General features: G+C 72.8%; 19 protein-coding genes. 14 read left to right on the top strand and 5 right to left on the bottom strand.

Going from position 1 to position 22810, the window contains the following annotated elements:
* Positions 1 to 11 precede the first annotated feature (11 nt).
* The 9 genes from JE024_RS20645 to JE024_RS20685 all read left to right on the top strand — a co-directional run bounded on the left by JE024_RS20645 (position 12) and on the right by JE024_RS20685 (position 13112).
* Positions 12 to 881, top strand: coding sequence for a TatD family hydrolase (locus JE024_RS20645; RefSeq protein WP_205375005.1), 870 nt, complete (start codon positions 12 to 14; stop codon positions 879 to 881).
* A gap of 117 nt (positions 882 to 998) precedes the next feature.
* Positions 999 to 2585 (top strand): resuscitation-promoting factor, encoded by a 1587-nt coding sequence (locus JE024_RS20650; protein WP_244883011.1) that lies wholly within the window; start codon positions 999 to 1001, stop codon positions 2583 to 2585.
* A gap of 2 nt (positions 2586 to 2587) precedes the next feature.
* Positions 2588 to 3448 carry a 16S rRNA (adenine(1518)-N(6)/adenine(1519)-N(6))-dimethyltransferase RsmA gene (gene rsmA / locus JE024_RS20655; protein WP_205375006.1) on the top strand — a complete coding sequence of 287 codons (861 nt, stop codon included), beginning with the start codon at positions 2588 to 2590 and terminating at the stop codon, positions 3446 to 3448.
* Positions 3445 to 4347, top strand: coding sequence for a 4-(cytidine 5'-diphospho)-2-C-methyl-D-erythritol kinase (locus JE024_RS20660; RefSeq protein WP_205375007.1), 903 nt, complete (start codon positions 3445 to 3447; stop codon positions 4345 to 4347). The genes rsmA and JE024_RS20660 overlap by 4 nt, the downstream gene beginning before the upstream one ends.
* Before the next feature lie 283 nt (positions 4348 to 4630).
* Positions 4631 to 5977 (top strand): acyltransferase family protein, encoded by a 1347-nt coding sequence (locus JE024_RS20665; protein ID WP_205375008.1) that lies wholly within the window; start codon positions 4631 to 4633, stop codon positions 5975 to 5977.
* Between the two features lie 43 nt (positions 5978 to 6020).
* Entirely contained in the window at positions 6021 to 7826 is a 1806-nt protein-coding gene (locus JE024_RS20670) for an ABC-F family ATP-binding cassette domain-containing protein (protein ID WP_205375009.1), read from the top strand.
* Between the two features lie 433 nt (positions 7827 to 8259).
* Positions 8260 to 10053, top strand: coding sequence for an outer membrane protein assembly factor BamB family protein (locus tag JE024_RS20675; RefSeq protein WP_205375010.1), 1794 nt, complete (start codon positions 8260 to 8262; stop codon positions 10051 to 10053).
* 57 nt (positions 10054 to 10110) lie between these two features.
* Positions 10111 to 11985, top strand: coding sequence for an outer membrane protein assembly factor BamB family protein (locus JE024_RS20680; RefSeq protein ID WP_205375011.1), 1875 nt, complete (start codon positions 10111 to 10113; stop codon positions 11983 to 11985).
* A gap of 440 nt (positions 11986 to 12425) precedes the next feature.
* Entirely contained in the window at positions 12426 to 13112 is a 687-nt protein-coding gene (locus JE024_RS20685) for a helix-turn-helix transcriptional regulator (protein ID WP_205375012.1), read from the top strand.
* Between the two features lie 9 nt (positions 13113 to 13121).
* Here the strand turns inward: JE024_RS20685 and JE024_RS20690 are convergent, their stop codons facing one another.
* Together JE024_RS20690 and JE024_RS20695 are read right to left on the bottom strand one after the other, a co-directional pair.
* Complete coding sequence (locus JE024_RS20690) at positions 13122 to 13430, bottom strand: hypothetical protein (RefSeq protein ID WP_205375013.1); 309 nt, start codon at positions 13428 to 13430, stop codon at positions 13122 to 13124.
* A 21-nt stretch (positions 13431 to 13451) separates the two neighbouring features.
* Entirely contained in the window at positions 13452 to 15122 is a 1671-nt protein-coding gene (locus JE024_RS20695) for a sodium:solute symporter family protein (RefSeq protein WP_205375014.1), read from the bottom strand.
* Positions 15123 to 15353: 231 nt separating this feature from the next.
* Between JE024_RS20695 and galT the strand changes: the two genes are divergently transcribed.
* The 4 genes from galT (at position 15354) to JE024_RS20715 (ending at position 19555) form a co-directional block, all read left to right on the top strand.
* A complete protein-coding gene (galT, locus tag JE024_RS20700) occupies positions 15354 to 16397 on the top strand; it encodes a galactose-1-phosphate uridylyltransferase (RefSeq protein ID WP_205375015.1) in 1044 nt (347 codons plus the stop codon).
* Positions 16394 to 17362, top strand: coding sequence for a UDP-glucose 4-epimerase GalE (galE, locus tag JE024_RS20705; RefSeq protein WP_205375016.1), 969 nt, complete (start codon positions 16394 to 16396; stop codon positions 17360 to 17362). Before galT ends, galE begins: the two co-directional genes overlap by 4 nt.
* Positions 17359 to 18465 carry a galactokinase gene (gene galK / locus JE024_RS20710; protein WP_244883012.1) on the top strand — a complete coding sequence of 369 codons (1107 nt, stop codon included), beginning with the start codon at positions 17359 to 17361 and terminating at the stop codon, positions 18463 to 18465. Before galE ends, galK begins: the two co-directional genes overlap by 4 nt.
* 301 nt (positions 18466 to 18766) lie before the next feature.
* A complete protein-coding gene (locus tag JE024_RS20715; protein WP_205376644.1) occupies positions 18767 to 19555 on the top strand; it encodes a response regulator transcription factor in 789 nt (262 codons plus the stop codon).
* On the opposite strand, the gene JE024_RS20720 is transcribed toward JE024_RS20715, so the two are convergent.
* A complete protein-coding gene (locus tag JE024_RS20720; RefSeq protein ID WP_205375018.1) occupies positions 19514 to 20011 on the bottom strand; it encodes a MarR family winged helix-turn-helix transcriptional regulator in 498 nt (165 codons plus the stop codon). The two genes, JE024_RS20715 and JE024_RS20720, sit on opposite strands and share 42 nt — an antisense overlap.
* 131 nt (positions 20012 to 20142) lie before the next feature.
* On the opposite strand from JE024_RS20720, the gene JE024_RS20725 reads away from it, so the two are divergent.
* The gene (locus JE024_RS20725) at positions 20143 to 20964 is read left to right on the top strand and encodes a trans-aconitate 2-methyltransferase (RefSeq protein ID WP_205375019.1); all 822 of its coding nucleotides are present in this window, start codon (positions 20143 to 20145) and stop codon (positions 20962 to 20964) included.
* A 120-nt stretch (positions 20965 to 21084) separates the two neighbouring features.
* Here JE024_RS20725 and JE024_RS20730 read toward each other — a convergent pair whose 3' ends face one another.
* Together JE024_RS20730 and JE024_RS20735 are read right to left on the bottom strand one after the other, a co-directional pair.
* Positions 21085 to 21768 (bottom strand): TetR/AcrR family transcriptional regulator, encoded by a 684-nt coding sequence (locus JE024_RS20730; RefSeq protein ID WP_244883198.1) that lies wholly within the window; start codon positions 21766 to 21768, stop codon positions 21085 to 21087.
* Positions 21768 to 22763, bottom strand: a complete 996-nt coding sequence (locus JE024_RS20735) for an acyl-CoA desaturase (protein ID WP_205375021.1) — start codon at positions 22761 to 22763, stop codon at positions 21768 to 21770. The genes JE024_RS20730 and JE024_RS20735 overlap by 1 nt, the downstream gene beginning before the upstream one ends.
* Positions 22764 to 22810 lie beyond the last annotated feature (47 nt).

The raw sequence follows: 22810 nt of genomic DNA on the forward strand, positions 1-22810 counted from the left end.
GGATCGCGCCCATGAGCTCGAAGTCCGCACCGCCGCCGCTGCCCGAACCGCTCGGGGTGGCGGTCGCCGATTCGCACACCCACCTGGACATGCAGGACGGCACCGTCGAGGAGGCCCTCGCCAGGGCCGCCGCCGTCGGTGTCACCACCGTCGTCCAGGTGGGCTGCGACCTGGAGGGCTCCCGCTGGGCGGCCGAGACGGCCGCCGCCCACCCGGAGGTCCACGCGGCGGTCGCGCTGCATCCCAACGAGGCGCCGCGGATCGTGCTGGGGGACCCCGACGGCTGGTCGCGCCAGGGCGCGCGGCAGGCCGGCGGCGACACCGCCCTCGACGACGCGCTCACCGGGATCGACCGGCTCGCCGCGCTCGACGCGGTCAAGGCGGTCGGCGAGACCGGGCTCGACACGTTCCGCACCGGACCGGAGGGAATGGCCGCGCAGGAGCGGTCCTTCCGCGCCCATATCGAGATCGCCAAACGCCGCGGAAAGGCGCTCGTGATCCACGACCGGGAGGCGCACGCGGACGTGCTGCGCATTCTCGACGAGGAGGGCGCTCCGGAACGCACGGTGTTCCACTGCTATTCCGGTGACGCGGAAATGGCGGAGATCTGCGCGGCCAAGGGATATTTCATGTCCTTCGCCGGCAACGTGACCTTCAAGAACGCGCAGCCTTTGCGCGACGCGCTCGCCGTCGCCCCCGCGGAACTGGTGCTGGTGGAGACCGACGCGCCGTTCCTGACCCCCGCGCCCTACCGGGGCCGCCCGAACGCGCCGTACCTGATCCCGGTGACCCTGCGGGCGATGGCCGAGGTCCGGGGCGTCCACGAGGACACCCTGGCGGCGGCGATCGCGGCCAACACCGCGCGCGCGTTCGGGTACTGACCGGATCGGGGGATCCCGCACGGCGCGCCACGCTGGGTGACCGTACGGATTGGGAGAGTGACCGCCGCTCCGCTACTCTCCGGTGCCCACTGGGTGTCCATCGGCCGGCGGAGCGTCGTGAGCAGAGCGCAGGGCAGTCACCGCACCACCGGCGCGAGCGGTGCGCACGGGGCGAACGGGGCGTGGGGCAGCGGGTACGGCGTCCCGTACGACGGCGGTGACGGCGTCCCCCGGGGCGGCGGCCACCCGGACGGGCCGTACGGCGGCCGCGCGGACGCGCCGTACGACGGGGTGCGCGCGGGCGGGCCGGGCGGCGGGGGCCATGCGCCGACCGTCGTGGACGTCCGCCTCGCCGACACCGTCCTCGCGCCGCTCGTCGCCGTCCCCGGACCTCCCGCCGCCGTCGCCGCGCCCCGCCCCCCGGCCGCCGTACCGCCGCCGACCGTGGTCGACGCCCGGCTCGCGCAGGCCAGTGCGCCGACCCTGCCGTACGTCGACCTCAAGGGCACCGGTCTCACGGGGCCGGCCCTGCCCCGGCAGGGCGGCGCACCGGCCACCGTCACCGGCGGGCGCGCCGAGGCGCGCAGGGCCGCACGACGGCGCCGGGCGGCGCCGAACTCCGACAGCCTGCGCCGGCTCGTCCCGCGCGCCCTGGTCGTGGCCTTCCTCGCCGGCGGGACCGCCGCGTTCGTCGGCGCCGACAAGTCGGTGCGCCTCACCGTCGACGGCGAGCCCCGCACCCTGCACACCTTCGCCGACGACGTCGGCGAACTCCTCGACGACGAGGGGGTGCGGGTCGGCCCCCACGACATCGTCGCCCCCGGCGCGGACGCCGGACTCGGCAACGGCGACGAGGTGGTCGTCCGCTACGGACGCCCCCTCGTGCTGACCCTCGACGGCCGCCGCCGCACCGTGTGGACGACCGCGCACACCGTCGACGGGGCGCTGCGGCAGCTCGGCGTCCGGGCGGCGGGCGCGTATCTGTCGGTCTCGCGCTCGGCCGCGATCGGCCGCACCGGACTGACCGTGGACATGCGCACCGAGCGCTCGGTGACCTTCATGGCCGACGGCCGCGAGCACACCCTGCGCACCACCGCGCCCACCGTGCGCGAGGCCCTCGCCGACGCGGGCATCGTGCTGCGCGGCCGGGACACCACGTCCGTGCCGCAGGAGAGCTTCCCCCGCGACGGCCAGACGATCACCGTCATGCGCATCACCGACGGGCGCCGGACCAGCGACGAAGCCGTCCCGCACGCGGTCGAGCGGACCGCGGACGCGACGCTGTTCGCCGGCACCGAGGTCGTCGAGCGGCAGGGCGTGCCGGGGATCCGCCGGGTCACCTGGGGGTTGCGCACCGTCAACGGGGTGCGCCAGAAACCCCGCAGGCTCCACGACGAGATCGTGCGCGAGCCGGTCACCGAGCGGATCAGGGTCGGCACCCGCCGGCCGCCCGACTCGGTCGCCGGCGCCGACGGGCTGGACTGGGGCGCCCTCGCCCGCTGCGAGTCCGGCGGCCGGCCGGGCGCCGTCGACCCGTCCGGGACCTACGGCGGGCTGTACCAGTTCGACGCCGGGACCTGGCGCTCACTGGGCGGCAGCGGCCGCCCCGAGGACGCGCCCGCGGCGGAGCAGACCTACCGGGCGAAGAAGCTCTACGTGCAACGGGGGGCGAGTCCGTGGCCCCACTGCGGCCGTAGGCTGTAGCGGTGAGCACCACTGATCCCGACGCACTCCTCGGCCCCGCCGACATCCGCGAACTGGCCGCCGCGCTCGGCGTACGCCCCACCAAGCAGCGCGGCCAGAACTTCGTCATCGACGCCAACACCGTCCGCCGGATCGTGCGCACGGCCGCCGTCGCGCCCGACGACGTGGTCGTCGAGGTGGGCCCCGGACTCGGCTCGCTGACCCTGGCGCTGCTGGAGGCCGCGGACCGGGTCGTCGCCGTCGAGATCGACGACGTGCTCGCCGCCGCCCTGCCCGCCACCGTCGAGGCACGCCTGCCGGAGCGGGCCGCGCGCTTCTCGCTCGTGCACTCCGACGCCATGCACGTCCAGGAGCTGCCCGGCCCGGCGCCGACCGCGCTGGTCGCGAACCTGCCGTACAACGTGGCGGTCCCGGTCCTGCTGCACATGCTGGACCGCTTCCCGACGATCGAGCGCACCCTGGTGATGGTGCAGGCCGAGGTCGCCGACCGCCTCGCCGCCGTCCCGGGCAACAAGGTCTACGGCGTGCCGTCCGTGAAGGCCAACTGGTACGCGGAGGTCAAGCGGGCCGGATCCATCGGGCGCAACGTCTTCTGGCCCGCGCCCAACGTCGACTCCGGCCTGGTCTCCCTGGTGCGCCGCACGTCCCCGGTCGAGACGACCGCGACGAAGGCGGAGGTCTTCGCCGTCGTCGACGCCGCGTTCGCGCAGCGGCGCAAGACCCTGCGGGCCGCGCTGGCCGGCTGGGCGGGCTCGCCGGCGGCCGCGGAGGCGGCACTCGTCGAGGCCGGGGTGTCGCCGCAGGCACGCGGGGAGTCCCTGACGGTGGAGCAGTTCGCGCGGATCGCGGAGGCACGGCAGTGAGCGTGACGGTCCGGGTACCGGCCAAGGTCAACGTCCAGCTCGCGGTCGGCGGCGCCCGCCCCGACGGCTACCACGACCTCGCCAACGTCTTCCTCGCGGTCGGGCTGTACGACGAGGTGACCGTGGAGCGCGCGGACTCGCTCACCGTCACCTGCGACGGGCCGGACGCCGGCCAGGTGCCCCTGGACCGCACCAACCTCGCCGCCCGCGCCGCCGGACTCCTCGCCGCGCGCCACGGCATCGCGCCCGACGTGCACATCCACATCGCCAAGGACATCCCCGTCGCCGGGGGCATGGCGGGCGGCTCCGCCGACGGCGCGGGCGCGCTGCTGGCCTGCGACGCGCTGTGGGGACTGGGCTCCTCGCGCGCCGAACTGCTCGACATCTGCGCGGAACTCGGGTCCGACGTGCCGTTCAGCCTGGTCGGCGGGGCGGCGCTCGGCACCGGCCGCGGTGAGCACCTCACGGAGCTGGCGGTGGGCGGCACCTTCCACTGGGTCTTCGCGATGGCGGACGGCGGGCTGTCGACGCCGGTCGTCTTCGGCGAGTTCGACCGGCTGAACGAGGGCGCGGCCGTGCCGGAGCCCGTCGCCTCCCCCGGACTGCTGGAGGCGCTGCGCACCGGTGACACGGCGGCGCTGGCCGGGGCGCTCGTCAACGACCTCCAGCCCGCGGCGCTCTCGCTGCGGCCGTCGCTGGGCGCGACGCTCGACGCGGGGACGGGCGCGGGGGCGCTCGCCGCGCTCGTCTCGGGCTCCGGCCCGACGACGGCCTTCCTGACGAAGGACGAGGAGTCGGCGCGGGGGGTCGCCGCGGCGCTCCTCGCCTCCGGGACGTGCCGGGCGGCGCGGGTGGCCCAGGGGCCGGCGGCGGGGGCGAGGGTGGTTTCCCGGGGGTAGGGGTGCGGGGGCGGGGTGCTTCGGGCGGGGGGTGGTGCGCCTGCGGCGGGCCTTTCCCCACCCCGCCCCTTCCCGTGACCGGGGCTCCGCCCCGGACCCCGCGCCTCGAACGCCGGCGGGGCCGGAGAGCGCAAGGCGGGGCCGGAGGGCGCACGGGGGTGCACGTCCGGCGGGGCCGGAGTTGAGGTGCACGCCCGGCGGCCCGGAGGCGGAGGGGGTACTCACGCGCGGGTGAGTAGCTGCGCTCTGACCGGGCCGCGGAGCGGGCGGCAGGGTGGCGGGTATGGCATCGACTGTGCGGGCGCTCGCCGAGCGCACCCCCGAGAATCGTGACCGGTACGTCGACCTGTTGCGGGTCGCCTCGCTGGCGACCGTGGTCGCAGGGCACTGGCTGATGGCGGCCGTGACCGAGGACGGCGTGGGGAACCTGCTGGCCGTCGTGCCCGGGTTGCAGGTGCTGACCTGGGCGCTCCAGGTGATGCCGGTGTTCTTCTTCGTGGGCGGGTTCTCGCACGCCCTCTCCTACCGCTCGCTCGGGCGCCGGCATCCGGAGGGGGCCGTGTACTCGGCGTTCCTGCGGGGGCGCTTGCAGCGGCTGCTGCGGCCGACGATGGCCTTCGTGCTGGTCTGGGGGGCGCTGGCGCTCGTCGTGCAACTGCTCGGCGGGGGCGGCGGGATGACCGGGGTGGCGCTGCGGCTGGTGACGCAGCCGCTGTGGTTCATCGGGATCTACCTCGCGATGGTGGCGTTCACCCCGCCGCTGCTGCGGCTGCACGAGCGCTGGGGGTGGGGCGCGTTCGGCGTGCTCGCCGGGGGCGCGGTCCTCGTGGACGTGCTGCGGTTCGCGTTCGGGGTGCCGTTCGTGGAGTTCCTGAACTTCGCGTTCGTCTGGCTCGCCGTCCACCAGCTCGGCTTCCTGCGGGCCGACGGCCGGATCAGGATGCCCGGGCTGCTCGCGGGGGCCGGTCTCGCCGGGGCGGCGGCGCTGGTGGCGTTCGGGCCGTATCCGCTGTCCATGGTGGGCATGCCCGGCGAGAAGATCTCCAACATGGCGCCGCCGACGCTCGCGCTGCTCTGCCACGGGCTGTGGCTCGTCGGCGCGGTCGAGCTGCTCCGGGGGCCCGGTGGCCGGCTGGTGGCGCGGGCCGGGGTGTGGCGGGCGGTCGTCGCCGCCAACGGCATCGCGATGACGGCGTTCCTGTGGCACCTGACGGCGATGCTCGGGGTGTACGGGGCGATGGCGGCAGCCGGGATCACGCTGCCGGAGCCCGCTTCCGCGGCCTGGTGGGCGCAGACGCCGCCGAGGATCGCCGCGGCCGCCGCGGTGACCGCGCTCCTGGTCGCCGTCTTCCGCAGGTTCGAGCGGCCGGGCGGGCGGCCCGTCGCGCCGCCGCCGGGCACCGGCCCGATCGCGGCCGTGGGGATCACCCTCTGCCTGTTCGGCGTCCTCGGCCTGTCCATGGTCGGCTTCGGCGGGCTGCTGGAGGGCCGGACGGCCCTGCTGATCGCGGTGCACGTCAGCGCGCCGGCCGCCGTCGTGATGGCGCTGGGCGGATGGCTGCTGGTGGAGCGGGCGGGACGGGCCGGACGGCCGCTCGCCGCACTGCCCGGCGGGGGCGGGCCCGCCTGACAAGTAGGCTGGGACGTCGATCGTTCCCCCTGGCAGGAGAGTAATGGCCGTCAACCTGGTCAATGTCGAGGCAGTCAGCAAGGTGTACGGCACCCGTGCGCTGCTGGACTCCGTCTCCCTCGGCGTGTCCGAGGGGGACCGCATCGGCGTCGTCGGCCGCAACGGCGACGGCAAGACCACGCTGATCCGCATGCTCGCCAAGCTGGAGGAGCCCGACACCGGGCGGGTCACCCAGAGCGGTGGACTGCGGATCGGCGTCCTCACGCAGCACGACTCGCTCGACCCCGCGGCCACCATCCGGCACGAGGTCATCGGCGACCTCGCCGACCACGAGTGGGCGGGCAACGCCAAGATCCGCGACGTGCTGACCGGCCTTTTCGACGGGCTGGACCTGTCGCAGTTCCCGCAGGGCCTCGACACGGTGATCGGCCCGCTGTCCGGCGGCGAGCGCCGCCGGGTAGCGCTGGCCAAGCTGCTCATCGCCGAGCAGGACCTGATCGTCCTCGACGAGCCGACCAACCACCTGGACGTGGAGGGCATCGCCTGGCTGGCGCAGCATCTGCGGGCCCGGCGCTCGGCGCTCGTCTGCGTCACCCACGACCGCTGGTTCCTCGACCAGGTCTGCACCCGCATGTGGGACGTGCAGCGCGGCGACGTGTTCGAGTACGAGGGCGGCTACAGCGACTACGTCTTCGCCCGCGCCGAGCGCGAGCGCATCGCCGCGACGGAGGAGTCCAAGCGGCAGAACCTGATGCGCAAGGAGCTCGCCTGGCTGCGGCGCGGCGCGCCCGCCCGGACGTCCAAGCCGCGCTACCGCATCGAGGCGGCGAACGAGCTGATCGCCGACGTGCCGCCGCCGCGGGACACCTCCGAGCTGATGAAGTTCGCCTCGGCCCGGCTCGGCAAGACCGTGTTCGACCTGGAGGACGTGACCGTCCAGGCCGGGCCCAAGGTGCTGTTGCGGCATGTGACCTGGCAGCTCGGTCCGGGCGACCGGATCGGCCTGGTCGGCGTCAACGGCGCGGGCAAGACCTCCCTGCTGCGGGCGCTCGGCGACGCGGCCACCACCGGCGGCGAGCAGCAGCCCGCGGCCGGCCGGGTCGTGGTCGGCAAGACGGTGCGCCTGGCCTACCTCTCGCAGGACGTGACCGAACTGCCGCCGTCCCTGCGGGTGCTGGAGGCCGTGCAGCAGGTGCGCGACCGGGTCGACCTCGGCAAGGGCCGCGAGATGACCGCCGGGCAGCTCTGCGAGCAGTTCGGCTTCGGCAAGGAGAAGCAGTGGACGCCGGTCGGCGACCTGTCCGGCGGTGAGCGCCGCAGGCTCCAGCTGCTGCGCCTGCTGATGGACGAGCCGAACGTGCTCTTCCTCGACGAGCCGACGAACGACCTCGACATCGAGACCCTGACCCAGCTGGAGGACCTCCTCGACGGCTGGCCCGGCTCCATGATCGTGATCTCCCACGACCGGTTCTTCATCGAGCGGACCACCGACCGGACCTTCGCGCTGCTCGGTGACGGCGCGCTGCGGATGCTGCCCCGCGGCATCGACGAGTACCTGGAGCGCCGCGCGCGGATGGTGGCGGAGGCGGCCCCCGCCGTCCCGGCCGCCGCCTCCGCCGGCACCAGGGAGAAGCCGGCCGCCGACGCCCGCGCCGCCAAGAAGGAGCTCCAGCGGATCGAGCGGCAGCTCGACAAGATCGCGGGCAGGGAATCCACGCTGCACACGCAAATCGCCGATAACGCCACGGACTTCGAGAAGGTGGCGAAACTGGATGCGCAGCTCCGCGAACTCGCGGGGGAACGCGAGGAGTTGGAAATGCGCTGGCTGGAGCTGGCCGAGGACGCGTAGTTCCGGCCCCGCCCGCCATCCGTGTGGAAGCGGTGGAAAGCGCGTAACAACCGCATCACGGCCCGGTCCTCCCTTGGGAACAGGGGAGGACCGGACCCGTTCCGGCTTCATCAGGAGTGGTAGAAAGAAACGCGCCCGACCATGTTCGGCCGAAATCCGAAGGGAACGGTCCGGCCGAATTCTCACGGCACCGCTCGTACGCGACCGCCGGAGTGACGGGGGCACGGGCCGTCGGGGGACCTCACGGGGGGACTTCCGCGCCCGGCGCAGCGGACCGCAGGAGACAGGGGGAGGCGCTGATGCGCGAAGTGCCCGACCGGCGTGACGCCGGGGATTCTCCGTATGCCGCCGGCCCCCGACCGGCGAGAGCGGCCCCGGTCGTCCGGGCAACCCGACTCCTCACCCCATCCGACCACTTCAGAGGTAGTACGCCATGACACAGCCGCCGCCGGGCTTCGGAGCACCCCAGGACCCGCAGGGCGTCCCGCAGCCGCCCGCCCAGCCGCCCCAGATGCCGCCGGCCCCGCCCACGCCGCCGGCCGGCGCGCCCGGCTACGGCTACCCGCAGCAGGGCCAGCCCGGCCCCTACGGCCAGCAGCCCGGTCCGTACGGCCAGCAGGCGGGCCCCTACGGCCAGCAGCCCGGCCCGTACGGCCAGCAGCCCGGTCCGTACGGCCAGCAGCCCGGTCCGTACGGCCAGCAGGCTCCGCAGTACGGCAACTACCCGACGCAGCCGCAGTACCCGGGCGCGCCGACCCCGCCCTCCGGCGGTGGTCCCGGCGGCTTCTTCAAGGGCAAGCCGGGCATCATCGTGGCGGCGTCGGTCGCCGGCCTGCTCGTCGTCGGCGGCGGCGCCTGGTTCGTGCTGAGCGGTGACGACGGCAAGGAGGACAAGCCGACCGTCAGCAAGTCCAGCGACGCGCCGAAGCCGACCGGTTCCGAGAGCGTGGACCAGGGCGACGGCAAGGGCGACGGCGGCGGCGAGGGCGCCGAGGACCTCAACGCGGGCCGCAAGGACGGCGAGTCCAAGGTCCTCTTCCTCAACACCAACGACGTCGACCTGCCGCGCAACGGCGCCGAGGTCTTCGGCCTGTGGACCGTCGGGGACACCGTCGTCAAGGCCATGTACCGCGAGGTCGCGGGCTACTCGGTGGCCGACGGCAGCAAGAAGTGGAGCGTCCCGGTCAGCACCAAGGTGTGCTCGGCCCCCGTGAACGCCTCCGCCGACGGCAAGATCGTCATCGGTGTCGAGGACGGCCTCACCGAGAAGGCCAAGTGCAACGACCTCCAGATGATCGACCTCAAGGCCGGCAAGGCGGGCTGGAAGAAGTCCATCCCCAAGCCCACCGGCGCCTTCGCGTCGCTGGCCGACTACACGCTCTCCATCAGCGGCAACACCCTCGCGGTGGGCGGCACGGGCAGCTCCTACGGCTTCTCCCTCGCCGACGGCAAGCAGCTCTTCACCGGTCCGTCCGACGGCTGCAAGCCCTTCGCCTTCGCCGGCGGCCCCAAGCTGCTGGCCGGCGCGAGCTGCCCGACCAGCGACTACGACAAGCCCAAGCACCAGCTCCAGGAGCTCGACCCGGCCACCGGCAAGGTGAAGTGGTCGTACAACACGCCCGAGGGCTGGGAGATCGACAAGGTCTACTCGTCGAGCCCGCTGGTCATCTCCATCACCCAGCGTGAGCCGAAGAAGTGGTCGATCGTCGCGCTGACCGACGCCGGCAAGCCCCGCGCCACGATCGACGGCGGCAAGGACAAGTTCGCCCCCCGCTGCGGCGGCGCGTTCGTGGTCTTCGGCCAGAACCTCGAAGGCTGCACCGGAGTGGCCGCCGACGCCCGGAACTTCTACATGGCGACGGACACCGGCTACGGCAACGCCAACGAGGTCGTCGCGTTCAGCCTCGACACCGGCAAGGCGGCCTGGCGCTCCAAGGCCCCGGCCGAGCGGGAGATGTCGCCGCTGCGCATGGAGGGCGGCCAGCTCCTCGTCTACATGGGCGCCTCCTACGACACGGGCGGCACGCTCGCGACGATCGCCCCGTCCGGCGGCGCGCCCAGGACGCTGCTCCAGAACCCGGCGTCGACCTCGCAGATCGAGAGCTCCTTCTACTCGCCGAAGATGGCCTACGCCGACGGCCGTTTCTTCATCGCCAGCGGGCGGGTGAGCGCCGGCAACGACGAGGAGGAGAAGAAGACGAAGACCATGATGGGCTTCGGCCGGTGATCGCGGCCCGAGCCCCCGAATCCCCCTCCCCTCTCCGTCCCTTGAGGTAAGCACCCCATGACGCAGCCGCCGCCCCCGCCGAACCAGCCGCCGGGCCCGCCCCCGAACCAGCCGCCGAACGAGCCCCCGCAGGGCGGGTTCGGCGGCCCCCAGGAGCCCCCGGCCGGCGGGTTCGGCGCCCCGACCCCGCCGCCGCAGGACGGTTCGTACGGCTACCCGCAGACGCCGCCGCCGCAGGACGGCTCGTACGGCTACCCGCAGACGCCCCCGCAGGGCGGCGGGTCCTACGGCTACCCGCAGACGCAGCCCCAGCAGCAGTACGGCTACCCGGGGGCGCCGACGCAGGGCCAGCCCGCCTACGGCGCCCCGCAGCAGGGCGCGACGGCACAGCAGCCGTACGGCTACCCGACGCAGCCCATGCAGCCCGCGGCGCCGGGCCCCGGCGGTGGCGGCGGCGGGCGCAGGATCAGCACCCAGATGCAGATCATCATCGCGGCGGCCGTCGCCATCGTGCTGATCGTCGTCGGCGGCATCGTCTACGCCTCGTCCGGTGACGACGGCAAGAAGGACGAGGCCAAGAACAGCTCGGGCGGCGCCTCCGGTGACGGCGGCAAGGACGGCGGCGAGGGCGGCAAGACCGCGCCCGACGGCGCCGGCACCGAGAAGCCGGGCGCCACCACCTCCTCCAAGGTGGCCTACCAGCTCCCCGAGCCGGCCCGCGAGGACCTGACCGCCGTGCCCGGCTCCTGGGTCACCGACAAGGCCTTCGTGAAGCCCGGCGTGAACTCGGTCGTCGGCTACGACGTGGCCAAGGGCAACGCCCTGTGGACGACCCCGCTCGCCGGCCAGGTCTGCGCCGGTTCGCGGCACGTCACCGAGGACAACAAGACCGCGATCCTCTTCGAGGCCAAGAAGCGGACCGCGCCCAAGTTCTACGAGAAGTGCACCGAGGTCGGTGTCCTCGACCTGACCACCGGCAAGCTGCTGTGGAGCAAGTCCGTCACCGGCGGCGCCGGGGGCGACGGCAAGACGCAGTTCGAGCAGGTCACCGTCAGCGGCGGCACCGTCGCGGCCGGCGGCCTCTACGGCGGCGCCGCGTTCGACCTGAACACCGGTGCCGAGCGCTGGAAGCCGACGGTCGACGCCGACAACTGCCGCGACATCGGCTACGCCGGCGGCAAGGCGCTGGTGGCCGTCCGCACCTGCGGCGAGTACGGCAACCAGACCGCGGTCGTCCAGCCGGTGAACGCGGAGAACGGCACCCCGCTCTCCTCCTACAAGATGCCCGCGGGTGTCGAGGACGCGCGCGTGGTGTCCAGCGACCCGCTGGTCGTCGCGGCGGACGTCGGCGACACCGGCACCTTCGGCATCTCGGACTTCTTCTCCATCGACGCCAAGACGGGCAAGCTGCTCGCCCGGATCGCGGCCCCCGGCGACAAGTACCTGGCCCGCTGCCCGGCCAGTGACGGCGTGGAGGGCTGCCAGTTCGTGGTGGTCGGCAACGGCAAGCTCTACCTGCCGACGGAGGAGCACGAAGCGGGCGGCGACCTCGGCCGCACCAACGAGATCGTCGCCTTCGACCTGAAGACCGGCAAGGGCACCCCGGAGCGGGCCGACGCGGGTGCCGGCTACCACGCGCTGCCGCTGCGGATGGACGGCGGCAACCTGATCGTCTACAAGTGGCCCCCGTACAACAAGGGCGGTCAGATCGTCAGCATCAACGGCGCGACCTTCGAGCAGACGGTGCTGATGGACAACCCGGCGGACCGCTCCGTCCGGGACGCGGAGACCAGCTTCACCGAGAACGGCTCCGAGTACCGCTACCAGGGCGGGCGCTTCTTCATCTCGCAGGATCTGATGAGCAAGCCGCGGGCGAGCGAGTCGACCTACGGCAAGAAGTACCTGGCGATCGTCTTCACCGTCGCCGACTGACCCCTCCCGTCCGGCCCGTGGCCCGGCCCGCCCTTCCGGCGGACCGGGCCACGGCCGTTTCCGCGTCCGGCCGCACGCGCGCCATCGCCGTTCCCGGGCCGGCCGTACGCGCGCCATCGCCGTCGCCATCGCCGTCTCCGGGGCCGGGCGTACGCGCGTCCGGCCGTTCCCGGCCATCGCCGTCCCGTCCCCGGGCGCGCCGGTTTCCGGGCGGGCGGGGGTGCCCGTATCTTTCGGTGGTCCGCCCCCGGCCGCGCCACGCACGCGGCCCCTCCGCGGCCCGGCGACTACACCATCGCCGGGGCAACCGGCTCCGATTGCCGCCGAATTCGGTGATCCGTGAGCCTTCTGCCGGGACCTGGGCCCGCGCGGGTGCACGAGCGTGTAGCTTGCCGTGGTCAGGAGGCCGGGGGGCCGGGTCCGACGGGGAGGATTGCTCGATGGGCGTGCGGCTCATCGTGGTCGACGACCACAGACTGCTCGCCGAGGCACTGGCCTCGGCGCTGAAACTGCGCGGGCACCGGGTGCTCGCCGCCGCCGCGCCCGCCGCGGGGGCCGCGGAGCTGGTCGTCGCGCGCGCGCCCGAGGTGTGCCTGCTGGGCACCCAGGCTCCGGCGGCGCCGGGCGCCTTCGACCCCGTGGTCCGGATCAAGCGCGAGCGGCCGCAGGTCGCGGTGGTGGTCCTCGGGCCGGTGCCCAGCCCGCGCGGCATCGCGGCCGCGTTCGCCGCCGGGGCCTCCGGCTACGTGCGCCACGACGAACGCATCGAGGGCGTGGAACGCGCCATGGTCAAGGTCCGGGCCGGTGAGGCGGTGGTGGCACCGCAGCTCCTCCAGGGGGCCTTCGCCGAACTGCTCAATCCGGCGGCCCAGCCCGACGACGAGGGGCAGCGGCTGCTCACGCTGCTGACCCCGCGCGAGGTGGAGGTGCTGGTGCGGGTCGCCGAGGGCGAGGACACCCGGCTGATCGCGGCCGGGATGGGGATAGCGTCGAGCACCGCGCGCACGCATGTGCAGCGGGTGCTGATGAAGCTCGGCGTGGGGTCCCGGCTGGAGGCGGCGGCACTGGCCGCCCGGACCGGGCTGCTCGACCGGGCGGCGTACGGAACGCCGCCCGGCCGCAGCTAGAGCCGGTCCTCAGGGGGCAGACGGCTCATCCCCGTCCGGTCCGGGGGCGTCCGGTCCGTCGGGGGAGGTGCCCGGCCGCAGGGCGAACCAGGCGAGGAAGAACAGCCCGAGGGCCAGCATCCCGAGGCCGGTCCACAGGTTGATGTTGACGCCCTCGGCCTTCTCGAGGTCGGCGTCGGACGCGAACACCCCCGCGGTGGTGACGATGACGCCGTAGAGGGTGAACAGGCCGCCGATGATGCGGCGGATGTCGAAGAGGCGTGCCGCGGTCGCGGACTTGCCCTCCAGCTCGGAGACTTCGCGGTGCAGTTCGGACATGGTCTTCGGCCTCCGACCGGATCAGAAGGAGTAGGGGATGTAGCAGAGGGCGGCGATGGCGACGGCGCCCCAGCCCAGCAGCGCGGGCCTGCGGTACCAGGCGTCGTCGCCCTCGGCGGGCGCCTCGGCCATGCCGGGGGAGCGCGTGCCGTAGACCAGGCCGGCGAGTTCGGCCTCCGGCTTGGGCGCGGTGAACAGGGTGACGACGACCATCACGACCGCGCCGGCCACGAAGCCGACGATCGCGGAGACGAAGTTGGCGCCCTGCTCGGAGGGGATGTCGACGATGCCCTGCTTGTAGACGACGAAGTAGTTCACCATCGCCGCCGTGGTGCCGGCGAGCAGGCCCCAGACACCGGACTTCATCGAGGCCCGCTTCCAGAACATGCCGATGATGAAGACCACGAACATCGGCACGTTGAAGAAGGAGAACAGCGTCTGGAGGTAGCCCATGATGTTGCTGAAGCTGGACGCCAGGAACGCGGTGCCGATGGAGCACAGCACGCCGATCGCGGTGATCAGCCGGCCGAAGCGCAGGTAGTAGGTGTCGTCGCGGCCGGTCTTCACGTACTTGGCCCAGATGTCGTACGTGAAGACGGTGTTGAAGGACGAGACGTTGGCCGCCATGCCGGCCATGAAGGCGGCGAGCAGACCCGTCACGGCGATGCCGAGCACGCCGTTGGGCAGCAGTTCCTGCATCAGCAGCGGGATGGCGTCGTTGTAGGTGAGGCCGGAGCCGGCGGTGCCGATCTTCGGGACGACGACGGCGGCGACGAGGCCGGGGATCATCACCAGGAAGACGATGAAGATCTTCGGGAACGCGGCGATCAGCGGGGTGCGCTTGGCGGCGGACAGGTTCTTCGCGGAGAGGGCGCGCTGCACCTCGGCGAAGTTGGTCGTCCAGTAGCCGAAGGAGAGCACGAAGCCGAGGCCGAGGACGATGGTGAGCCAGTTGGCGCCCAGGGGGTTGGGGTCACCGATGCCGGTGCCGCCCCAGGCGGTGAGGAACTCGGGCCCGTGACTGGCCTCCAGCGAGCCGGTGAGCCCGTCCCAGCCGCCGACGCGCTTGAGCCCGAGGAAGGTCAGCGGCAGCAGCGCGGCGAGGATGACGAAGAACTGGAGCACCTCGTTGTAGATGGCCGAGGAGAGGCCGCCGATGGTGATGTACGCGAGGACGAACGCGCCCGCGACGACGATCGACACCCACTGCGGCCAGCCGAGGAGCGCCTCGACCACGATGGACAGGGCGTAGAGGTTGACGCCGGCGATGAGGATCGCGGCGAACGCGAAGAGCACCGAGCTGAGCAGGTGTGCGGACCTGTCGAAGCGCTGGAGCAGGAACTCGGGCACCGAGCGGACCTTGGAGCCGTAGTAGAACGGCATCATCACCAGGCCGAGGAAGACCATCGCCGGGATGGCGCCGATCCAGTACCAGTGGACGACGGCGACGCCGTACTGCGCGCCGGTCGCCGCCATGCCGAGTATCTCCGTCGCGCCGAGGTTGGCGGCGACGAAGGCCAGACCCGTGACCCATGCGGGCAGGGAGCGGCCGGAGAGGAAGAAGTCGAGGCTGGTCTTCACACTCGCCCGGGCGGCGAAGCCGATGCCCAGGACGACGGCGAAGTAGATCGCCAGGATTGCGTAGTCGAGCCCGTTCGTGGGGAGCCGGAGCCCGTCGGCCAGGTAATGCATGAGTACTCGCTTCGTTGCGCGAACTGAGTCACCCGGCAACGTACGCAGTGATGTTCGAGAAATGAACACTTCTGATGGTGTTCTTTGTTCGATCGTGATCGAGCGTGACCCGGGGCGCGCAGGTGATCACGGTGGGAAACCGCAGGCCGACGCCGAAAGTCTTGACAGTGATGTTCGGTCGTGGTTTTTTGTGTGCGGTTCTGTTGGTTGGGAGTGATCGAGGAGCTCCGCGTGAAGAAGACGTCGACCCGGCTCGCCGACGGGCGCGAGCTGGTCTACTACGACTCCCGGGACGACGCCGTGCGCGACGCCGCCGACCGGCGTCCGCTGGACGCGGTCTCCACCGCGTCCGAGATCCGGCACGACGCACTCCTCGGCGACAGCGTCGCCGTCGCCTCCCACCGCCAGGGCCGCACCTACCACCCGCCGGCCGACGAGTGCCCGCTGTGCCCCTCGCGGGACGGCCGCCTCAGCGAGATCCCGGACACGGACTACGACGTCGTCGTCTTCGAGAACCGCTTCCCCTCCCTCGCCGGCGAACGGGGCCGCTGCGAGGTCGTCTGCTTCACCTCCGACCACGACGCCTCCTTCGCCGACCTCTCCGAGGAGCAGGCCGGACTCGTGCTGGAGGCGTGGACGGACCGCACCGCCGAACTGGCCGCCGTCCCGGGCGTCGAGCAGGTCTTCTGCTTCGAGAACCGCGGCGCCGAGATCGGCGTGACCCTCCAGCACCCGCACGGCCAGATCTACGGCTACCCCTTCACCACCCCCCGTACCGCCCTGATGCTCCGCTCCGCCGCCGACCACCGCGCGGCGGGCGGCGGCAACCTCTTCGACGAGGTGGTCGCCCGCGAGCGCGAGGAGGGCAGCCGGGTGGTCCTGGAGGGGGAGCACTGGATCGCCTTCGTGCCCTACGCCGCGCACTGGCCGTACGAGGTGCACCTCTACCCCAAGCGCCGCGTCCCCGACCTGCGCGCGCTCGACGGCGCGGCGCGCACGGAGTTCCCACAGATCTATCTGGAACTCTTGAGGCGCTTCGACCGGATCTTCGGCGACGCCGAACCGCCCACGCCGTACATCGCCGCCTGGCACCAGGCGCCGTTCACGGCGCCCGGGCGGGACGACTTCGCGCTCCATCTCGAGCTTTTCACCATTCGCCGCACTTCCGGCAAGCTGAAGTTCCTCGCTGGTTCCGAGTCCGGTATGAGCGTGTTCATCAACGACGTGCCGCCGGAGGCGGCGGCCGGACGACTGCGAGAGGTAGCCAGCAAGTGAGCAACAAGTACCTGGTCACAGGCGGAGCGGGATATGTCGGCAGTGTGGTCGCCCAGCATCTGCTGGAGGCCGGACACCGGGTGACCGTGCTCGACGACCTCTCCACCGGCTTCCGTGAGGGCGTCCCGGCCGGGGCCGAGTTCATCGAGGGCCGCGTCCAGGACGCCGCGCGCGTGCTCGACGGCTCCTACGGCGGAGTGCTCCACTTCGCCGCGTTCTCGCAGGTCGGCGAATCGGTCACGGACCCGGAGAAGTACTGGCGGAACAACGTCGGCGGCAGCATGGAGCTGCTTGCCGCCATGCGCGACGCCGGGGTGCGCACCCTCGTCTTCTCCTCCACCGCGGCGACCTACGGCGAACCGGTCTCGACGCCCATCACCGAGTCCGACCCGACGGCCCCCACCAGCCCCTACGGCGCCACCAAGCTCGCGGTCGACCACATGATCAGCGGCGAGGCGGCGGCCCACGGCCTGGCCGCGGTCTCCCTGCGCTACTTCAACGTCGCCGGCGCCTACGGCGACTTCGGCGAGCGCCACGACCCGGAGTCCCACCTGATCCCGCTGGTGCTCCAGGTCGCCCTCGGCAAGCGGGAGTCCATCTCCGTCTTCGGCGACGACTACCCGACCCCCGACGGGACCTGCGTCCGCGACTACATCCACGTCGCCGACCTCGCCGAGGCCCATCTGCTGGCCCTCGACGCGGCCGCCGCGGGCGAGCACCTGATCTGCAACCTCGGCAACGGCAACGGCTTCTCGGTGCGGGAGGTCGTCGAGACCGTCCGCAAGGTGACCGGCCACCCCGTGCCCGAGGTCCTCGCACCCCGCCGCGGCGGGGACCCCGCGGTGCTGGTGGCATCCGCGGAGACGGCCCGGCAGCGCCTGGGCTGGCGACCGAGCCGTGCCGACCTGGCCGGCATCGTTTCCGACGCATGGGCGTTCGCCCGCGGAAGGGAAGAAGCGTCATGACGGACGGTGTCTGGGCGGCGCCCGGCAGGGTGAATCTGATCGGTGAGCACACCGACTACAACGACGGCTTCGTGATGCCCTTCGCGCTGCCCCACACCACGGTGGCCACCGTGGCCCTCCGCGACGACGGCGTGCTGCGGCTCCACTCGGCCGACGTGCCGGGCGACCCGGTGGAACTGCGCCTCGCCGACCTGGACCCGGGCCGCCGCTCGGGCGACTGGACCGACTACTCGGCCGGTGTGGTGTGGGCGCTCGCCGACGCCGGGCACAGCGTCCCGGGCGCGGACATCCACTACGAGTCCACCGTCCCGGCCGGCGCCGGTCTGTCCTCCTCGGCCGCCCTGGAGGTCGTCACCGCGCTCGCCCTGAGCGATCTGTGCGAGCTGGGCCTCGACCGCCCCGCGCTGGCCCGGCTGTGCCAGCGTGCCGAGAACTCCTACGTCGGCGCCCCGACCGGGATCATGGACCAGACGGCGTCCGCCTGCTGCGAGGCGGGCCACGCCCTCCACCTGGACACCCGCGACCTGACCCGCCGGCAGGTCCCGTTCGACCTCGCCGCCCACGGCCTCGAACTCCTCGTCGTCGACACCCGGGTGAAGCACTCCCACAGCGAGGGCGAGTACGGCAAGCGCCGCGCCGGCTGCGAGGCGGGCGCGGCGGCCCTCGGCGTGAGCGCGCTGCGGGACGTGCCGTACGCCGCCCTCGACGAGGCGCTCGGCCGCGTCGAGGACCCCGAGGTGCGCCGGCTGGTGCGCCATGTGGTCACCGAGAACGCCCGCGTCGAGCGGGTGATCGGCCATGCCGTGGCCGGCGACTTCCGGTCCATCGGGCCGGTGCTGACGGAGGGCCACGCCTCGCTGCGGGACGACTTCGCCGTCTCCTGCGACGAACTGGACCTGGTGGTGGAGGCGTCCGTCGCGGCGGGCGCGCTGGGGGCCCGGATGACGGGCGGCGGCTTCGGCGGCTCGGCGATCGTGCTGACGGAGGCTTCCCGGTCGTCCGACGTCGGCAAGGCGGTCCTCGACGCCTTCGCGGACCGCTCCCTGCTCGCACCGCGGCTCTTCACGGCCGTCCCGGCGGAGGGCGCCCGCCGGCTCTCCTGACGGTCGGCGGTTCTCCCGGCGGTCGACGGTTCTCCTGACGGGGACGGCGTCGGCTTCTGTCACCTTGTGCAACATCGGCACCACCAGGAACGCCGGAGGTGATCAGTTCTGCAAAAGGGCTTCCGTGCCCGGCCGCCGTCCGTACTCTGATGCACATCGCCGGTGGGGGCCGGTGTCGATCAGGGGGCGAGACCGCTGGGTACGGCGTCCGGGGCGGGGTATCACTGAGAGCACGGCGGCGGCCGTGCGCGGTGCGTACCGCTCCCCAGGCGCCGTGTCCGCGCAGATCCGTCCTCCCGCACTGGGGGTGCAGGTGATTCGTATCCGGGTCCTGGTGGTGGACGACCACCGAATCTTCGCCGAGTCGCTCGCCGCGGCGCTCGCCGCCGAGCCCGACGTCGAGGTGGCCGCGGCCGGCAGCGCGCCGGCGGCGCTGCGGTGTCTGGAGCGCGCGGCGGCCGACGGCAGGCGCTTCGACGTCATGCTCGTCGACGCCGACCTCGGCACGGCCGCGCTGCCCGCGCCCCGCGCGGTGCCCGCGGCGCGGGACGCCGAGGCCGTGGTGGACGGCATCTCGCTCGTCGCCGGACTGCGCACGCACCGGATCTCGGTGCGGTCCGTGGTGCTGGCCGAGAAGGACGACGCCGGCCGGGCCGCGCTGGCGCTCCAGGCGGGCGCCTCGGGCTGGATCGCCAAGGACTGTTCGCTGCAACGCCTGCTGGGCGTGATCAGGGGCGTGCTGCGCGACGAGACCCATATGTCGCCCGCGCTGCTCACCGGCGTGCTGCGGGAGCTGACCGCGGCCCGCAAGCACCGCACCGAGAGCGAGCAGCTCGTCGAGTCCCTGACGCCGCGCGAGCAGGAGGTGCTGCGCTGCATGGTGGCGGGGCTGGGGCGCAAAGCCGTGGCCGAGCGCCTCTTCCTGTCACCGCACACCGTCCGGACCCATATGCAGAACGTGCTCGGAAAGCTCGGCGTCCACTCCACGCTGGCGGCGGTCGCCCTCGCCCGCCGGGCGGGTGTGGGGCCGGCGGACCTGAGCGTGGATCTAGCCGGGGACGTTGTCGAACGGGGCGGTAAGTTGGCGTAGCAGCGCGGCCAGTTCGGTGCGCTGCGGGCCGGAGAGCTGGGCCAGGATGGCCCGCTCCTGGGCGAGCAGACCGGCCAGCGCCTGGTCCGCGCGGTCGCGGCCCTCCGGGGTCAGCCGGACGAGCACCCCGCGCCGGTCGTTCGGGTCCGGCAGCCGCTCGACCAGGTTCTTCTTGGCGAGCCTGTCGATCCGGTTGGTCATCGTGCCGGAGGTGACCAGGGTCTGGGTGAGGAGCTGCCCGGGGGAGAGCTGGTAGGGCGCCCCCGCGCGGCGCAGCGAGGTGAGCACGTCGAACTCCCAGGGTTCGAGCTGGTGCTCGGAGAAGGCGAGCCGGCGGGCGCGGTCGAGGTGGCGCGCGAGCCGTGAGACACGGCTGAGCACCTCGAGCGGTTCCACGTCGAGGTCGGGGCGCTCTCGGCGCCACGCCGCGACCAGTCGATCGACCTCGTCCTCCATGGCGATCAGTGTAGTTGGTCCCTCGACATGAAGTCTCTTGACGTCAAGATATAGTCTCCTTGACTATTGGGCATGGTCGGCCCGGAACACCCTTCCGCTTCGGCATCCTGTTCCTGCAAGGGGGATCGAACATGCATTCCGCACCCACCTGGGATCCACAGCAGTACCTGCGCCACGCCGGACACCGCGCCCGTCCCTTCCTGGACATGCTCGCCCGCATACCCCGGCTGCCCTCCGGCAGCCGCCCCGCCCGGATCGCCGACATCGGCTGCGGTCCGGGGAACGTCACCGCCCTGCTCGCCGACCGCTGGCCCGACGCCCACATCACCGGCTTCGACCTCTCCCGCGAGATGCTGGCGCAGGCCGGGAAGGACCACGCCGGAGCCACCGCGGGCGGCGGCTGGCTCGACTTCCGCCCCGCCGACGCCGCGCACTGGACCCCCGGCGAGCCGTACGACCTGATCGTCTCCAACGCGGCCCTCCAGTGGGTGCCCAACCACCCCGAGTCTTTCGCCGGCTGGATCGACGGGCTCACCCCCGGCGGCACCTTCGCCTTCCAGGTCCCCGGGAACTTCACCGCACCCAGCCACGCCCTGCTCGGCGAACTCTGCGAGACGCCCCGCTGGCGCGGCCGCCTCGGCGACCTGGGCCGCCGGTACGTGCACATCCTCGAACCCGCCGACTACCTGGTGCGCCTCGCCGGACTCGGCTGCGACGCCGACGCCTGGGAGACCACCTACTTCCAGCTCCTCGGCGGCGAGGACCCCGTCCTCGACTGGGTCAAGGGCACCGCCCTGCGCCCCGTGCTCACCGAGCTCGCCGACGACCCCGAGGCCACCGAGGCGTTCCTGTCCGAGTACCGCGACCTGCTGCGCGCCGCCTACCCGCCGGGCGAGCACGGCACGGTCTTCCCGTTCCGCCGGATCTTCGCCGTCGCCCGCAAGCTCTCCTGATCGCCGCGCCGGACCTCGGACCGCCCCCGGCCCGGGGCGCCGCCCGCCCCGCCCGGAGCCTTGCACATGCCCGGGGCCCCGCCACGGATCGTGGCGGGGCCCCGGGCGTACGGGCGCGCGTCAGCTCTTGCGGTGGCCTATCAGCCGCGGCTTCTGCTCCAGGCCGTCCAGACCGTGCCAGGCCAGATTCACCAGATGGGCCGCGACCTCGGCCTTCTTCGGCCGGCGGGCGTCCACCCACCACTGGCCGGTCAGGGCCACCATGCCCACCAGCGCCTGCGCGTACATCGGCGCCAGCTTCGGATCGAAGCCGCGGTTCTTGAACTCCATGCCGAGGATGTCCTCGACCTGCGTGGCGATGTCACTGATCAGCGAGGCGAACGTGCCCGTGGACTGGGCCACCGGCGAGTCCCGCACCAGGATGCGGAAACCGTCCGTGTACGCCTCGATGTAGTCGAGCAGGGCGAAGGCCGCCTGCTCCAGCAGCTCCCGCGGATGCCCCGCGGTCAGGGCGCCCGTCACCATGTCCAGCAGCTGGCGCATCTCGCGGTCCACCACGACCGCGTAGAGGCCCTCCTTGCCGCCGAAGTGCTCGTACACCACCGGCTTGGACACCCCGGCCTTGGCCGCGATCTCCTCCACCGACGTGCCCTCGAAGCCCTTCTCCGCGAAGAGGGTGCGGCCGATGTCCAGCAACTGCTCCCGGCGCTCCGCCCCGGTCATCCGCACCCGGCGGGCGCGCCTGCCGGGCGACCTCGTCTTCTCCGTACCGTTGCTGCTGCCGTCACTCGCCACATCGTCCATCATGCCGCTTCGGCGGAGCCGCTCCCGCCCGGGGCGGACACCCGGCGGGCATCGAGCCGGGAACGCTGCGGCCAGCGCACGTCGTAGGCCCAGCCCGCCAGCTCGAACCAGCGGATCAGCCGGGCGCTGGAGTCGATCTGGCCGCGCAGCACGCCGTGGCGGGCGCTGGTCGGGTCGGCGTGGTGGAGGTTGTGCCAGGACTCGCCGCAGGAGAGCACCGCGAGCCACCACACGTTGCCCGAGCGGTCACGCGACTTGAAGGGGCGCTTGCCGACCGCGTGGCAGATCGAGTTGATCGACCACGTGACGTGGTGCAGCAGCGCGACCCGCACCAGCGAGCCCCAGAAGAACGCCGTGAACGCGCCCCACCACGACATCGTCACCAGACCGCCCACCAGCGGCGGGACGGCCAGCGACACGATCGTCCACAGCACGAACTGGCGCGAGATCCGGCGCAGCGCCGGGTCCTTGATCAGATCGGGGGCGTACTTGTGCTGCGGGGTCTGCTCCTCGTCGAACAGCCAGCCGATGTGCGCCCACCACAGCCCCTTCATCAGGGCCGGCAGCGTCTCGCCGAACCGCCAGGGCGAGTGCGGGTCGCCCTCGGCGTCGGAGAACTTGTGGTGCTTGCGGTGGTCGGCCACCCAGCGCACCAGGGGCCCCTCGACGGCCATCGACCCCATGATCGCCAGCACGATCCGCAGCGGGCGCTTCGCCTTGAACGAGCCGTGGGTGAAGTACCGGTGGAAGCCGATCGTGATGCCGTGGCAGCCGATGTAGTACATGACCACCATCAGCCCGAGGTCGAGCCAGCTCACGCCCCAGCCCCAGGCGAGCGGCACGGCCGCGACCAGGGCCAGGAAGGGCACCGTGATGAACAGCAGCAGCGCGAGCTGCTCGATCGTGCGCTTGCTGTCACCGCCCAGCGTGGCGGAGGGGGCGTCGGCTGCCGGCGCCGGGGATGCGCCGTCCAGCAGATCGGGACCAGTGGTCATGAAACTTCCCTGGGGGTGGGGGAGCGGTGGACCCGCGGGCGGGTGAC

Source organism: Streptomyces zhihengii (genome assembly GCF_016919245.1).
Classification (GTDB): domain Bacteria; phylum Actinomycetota; class Actinomycetes; order Streptomycetales; family Streptomycetaceae; genus Streptomyces; species Streptomyces zhihengii.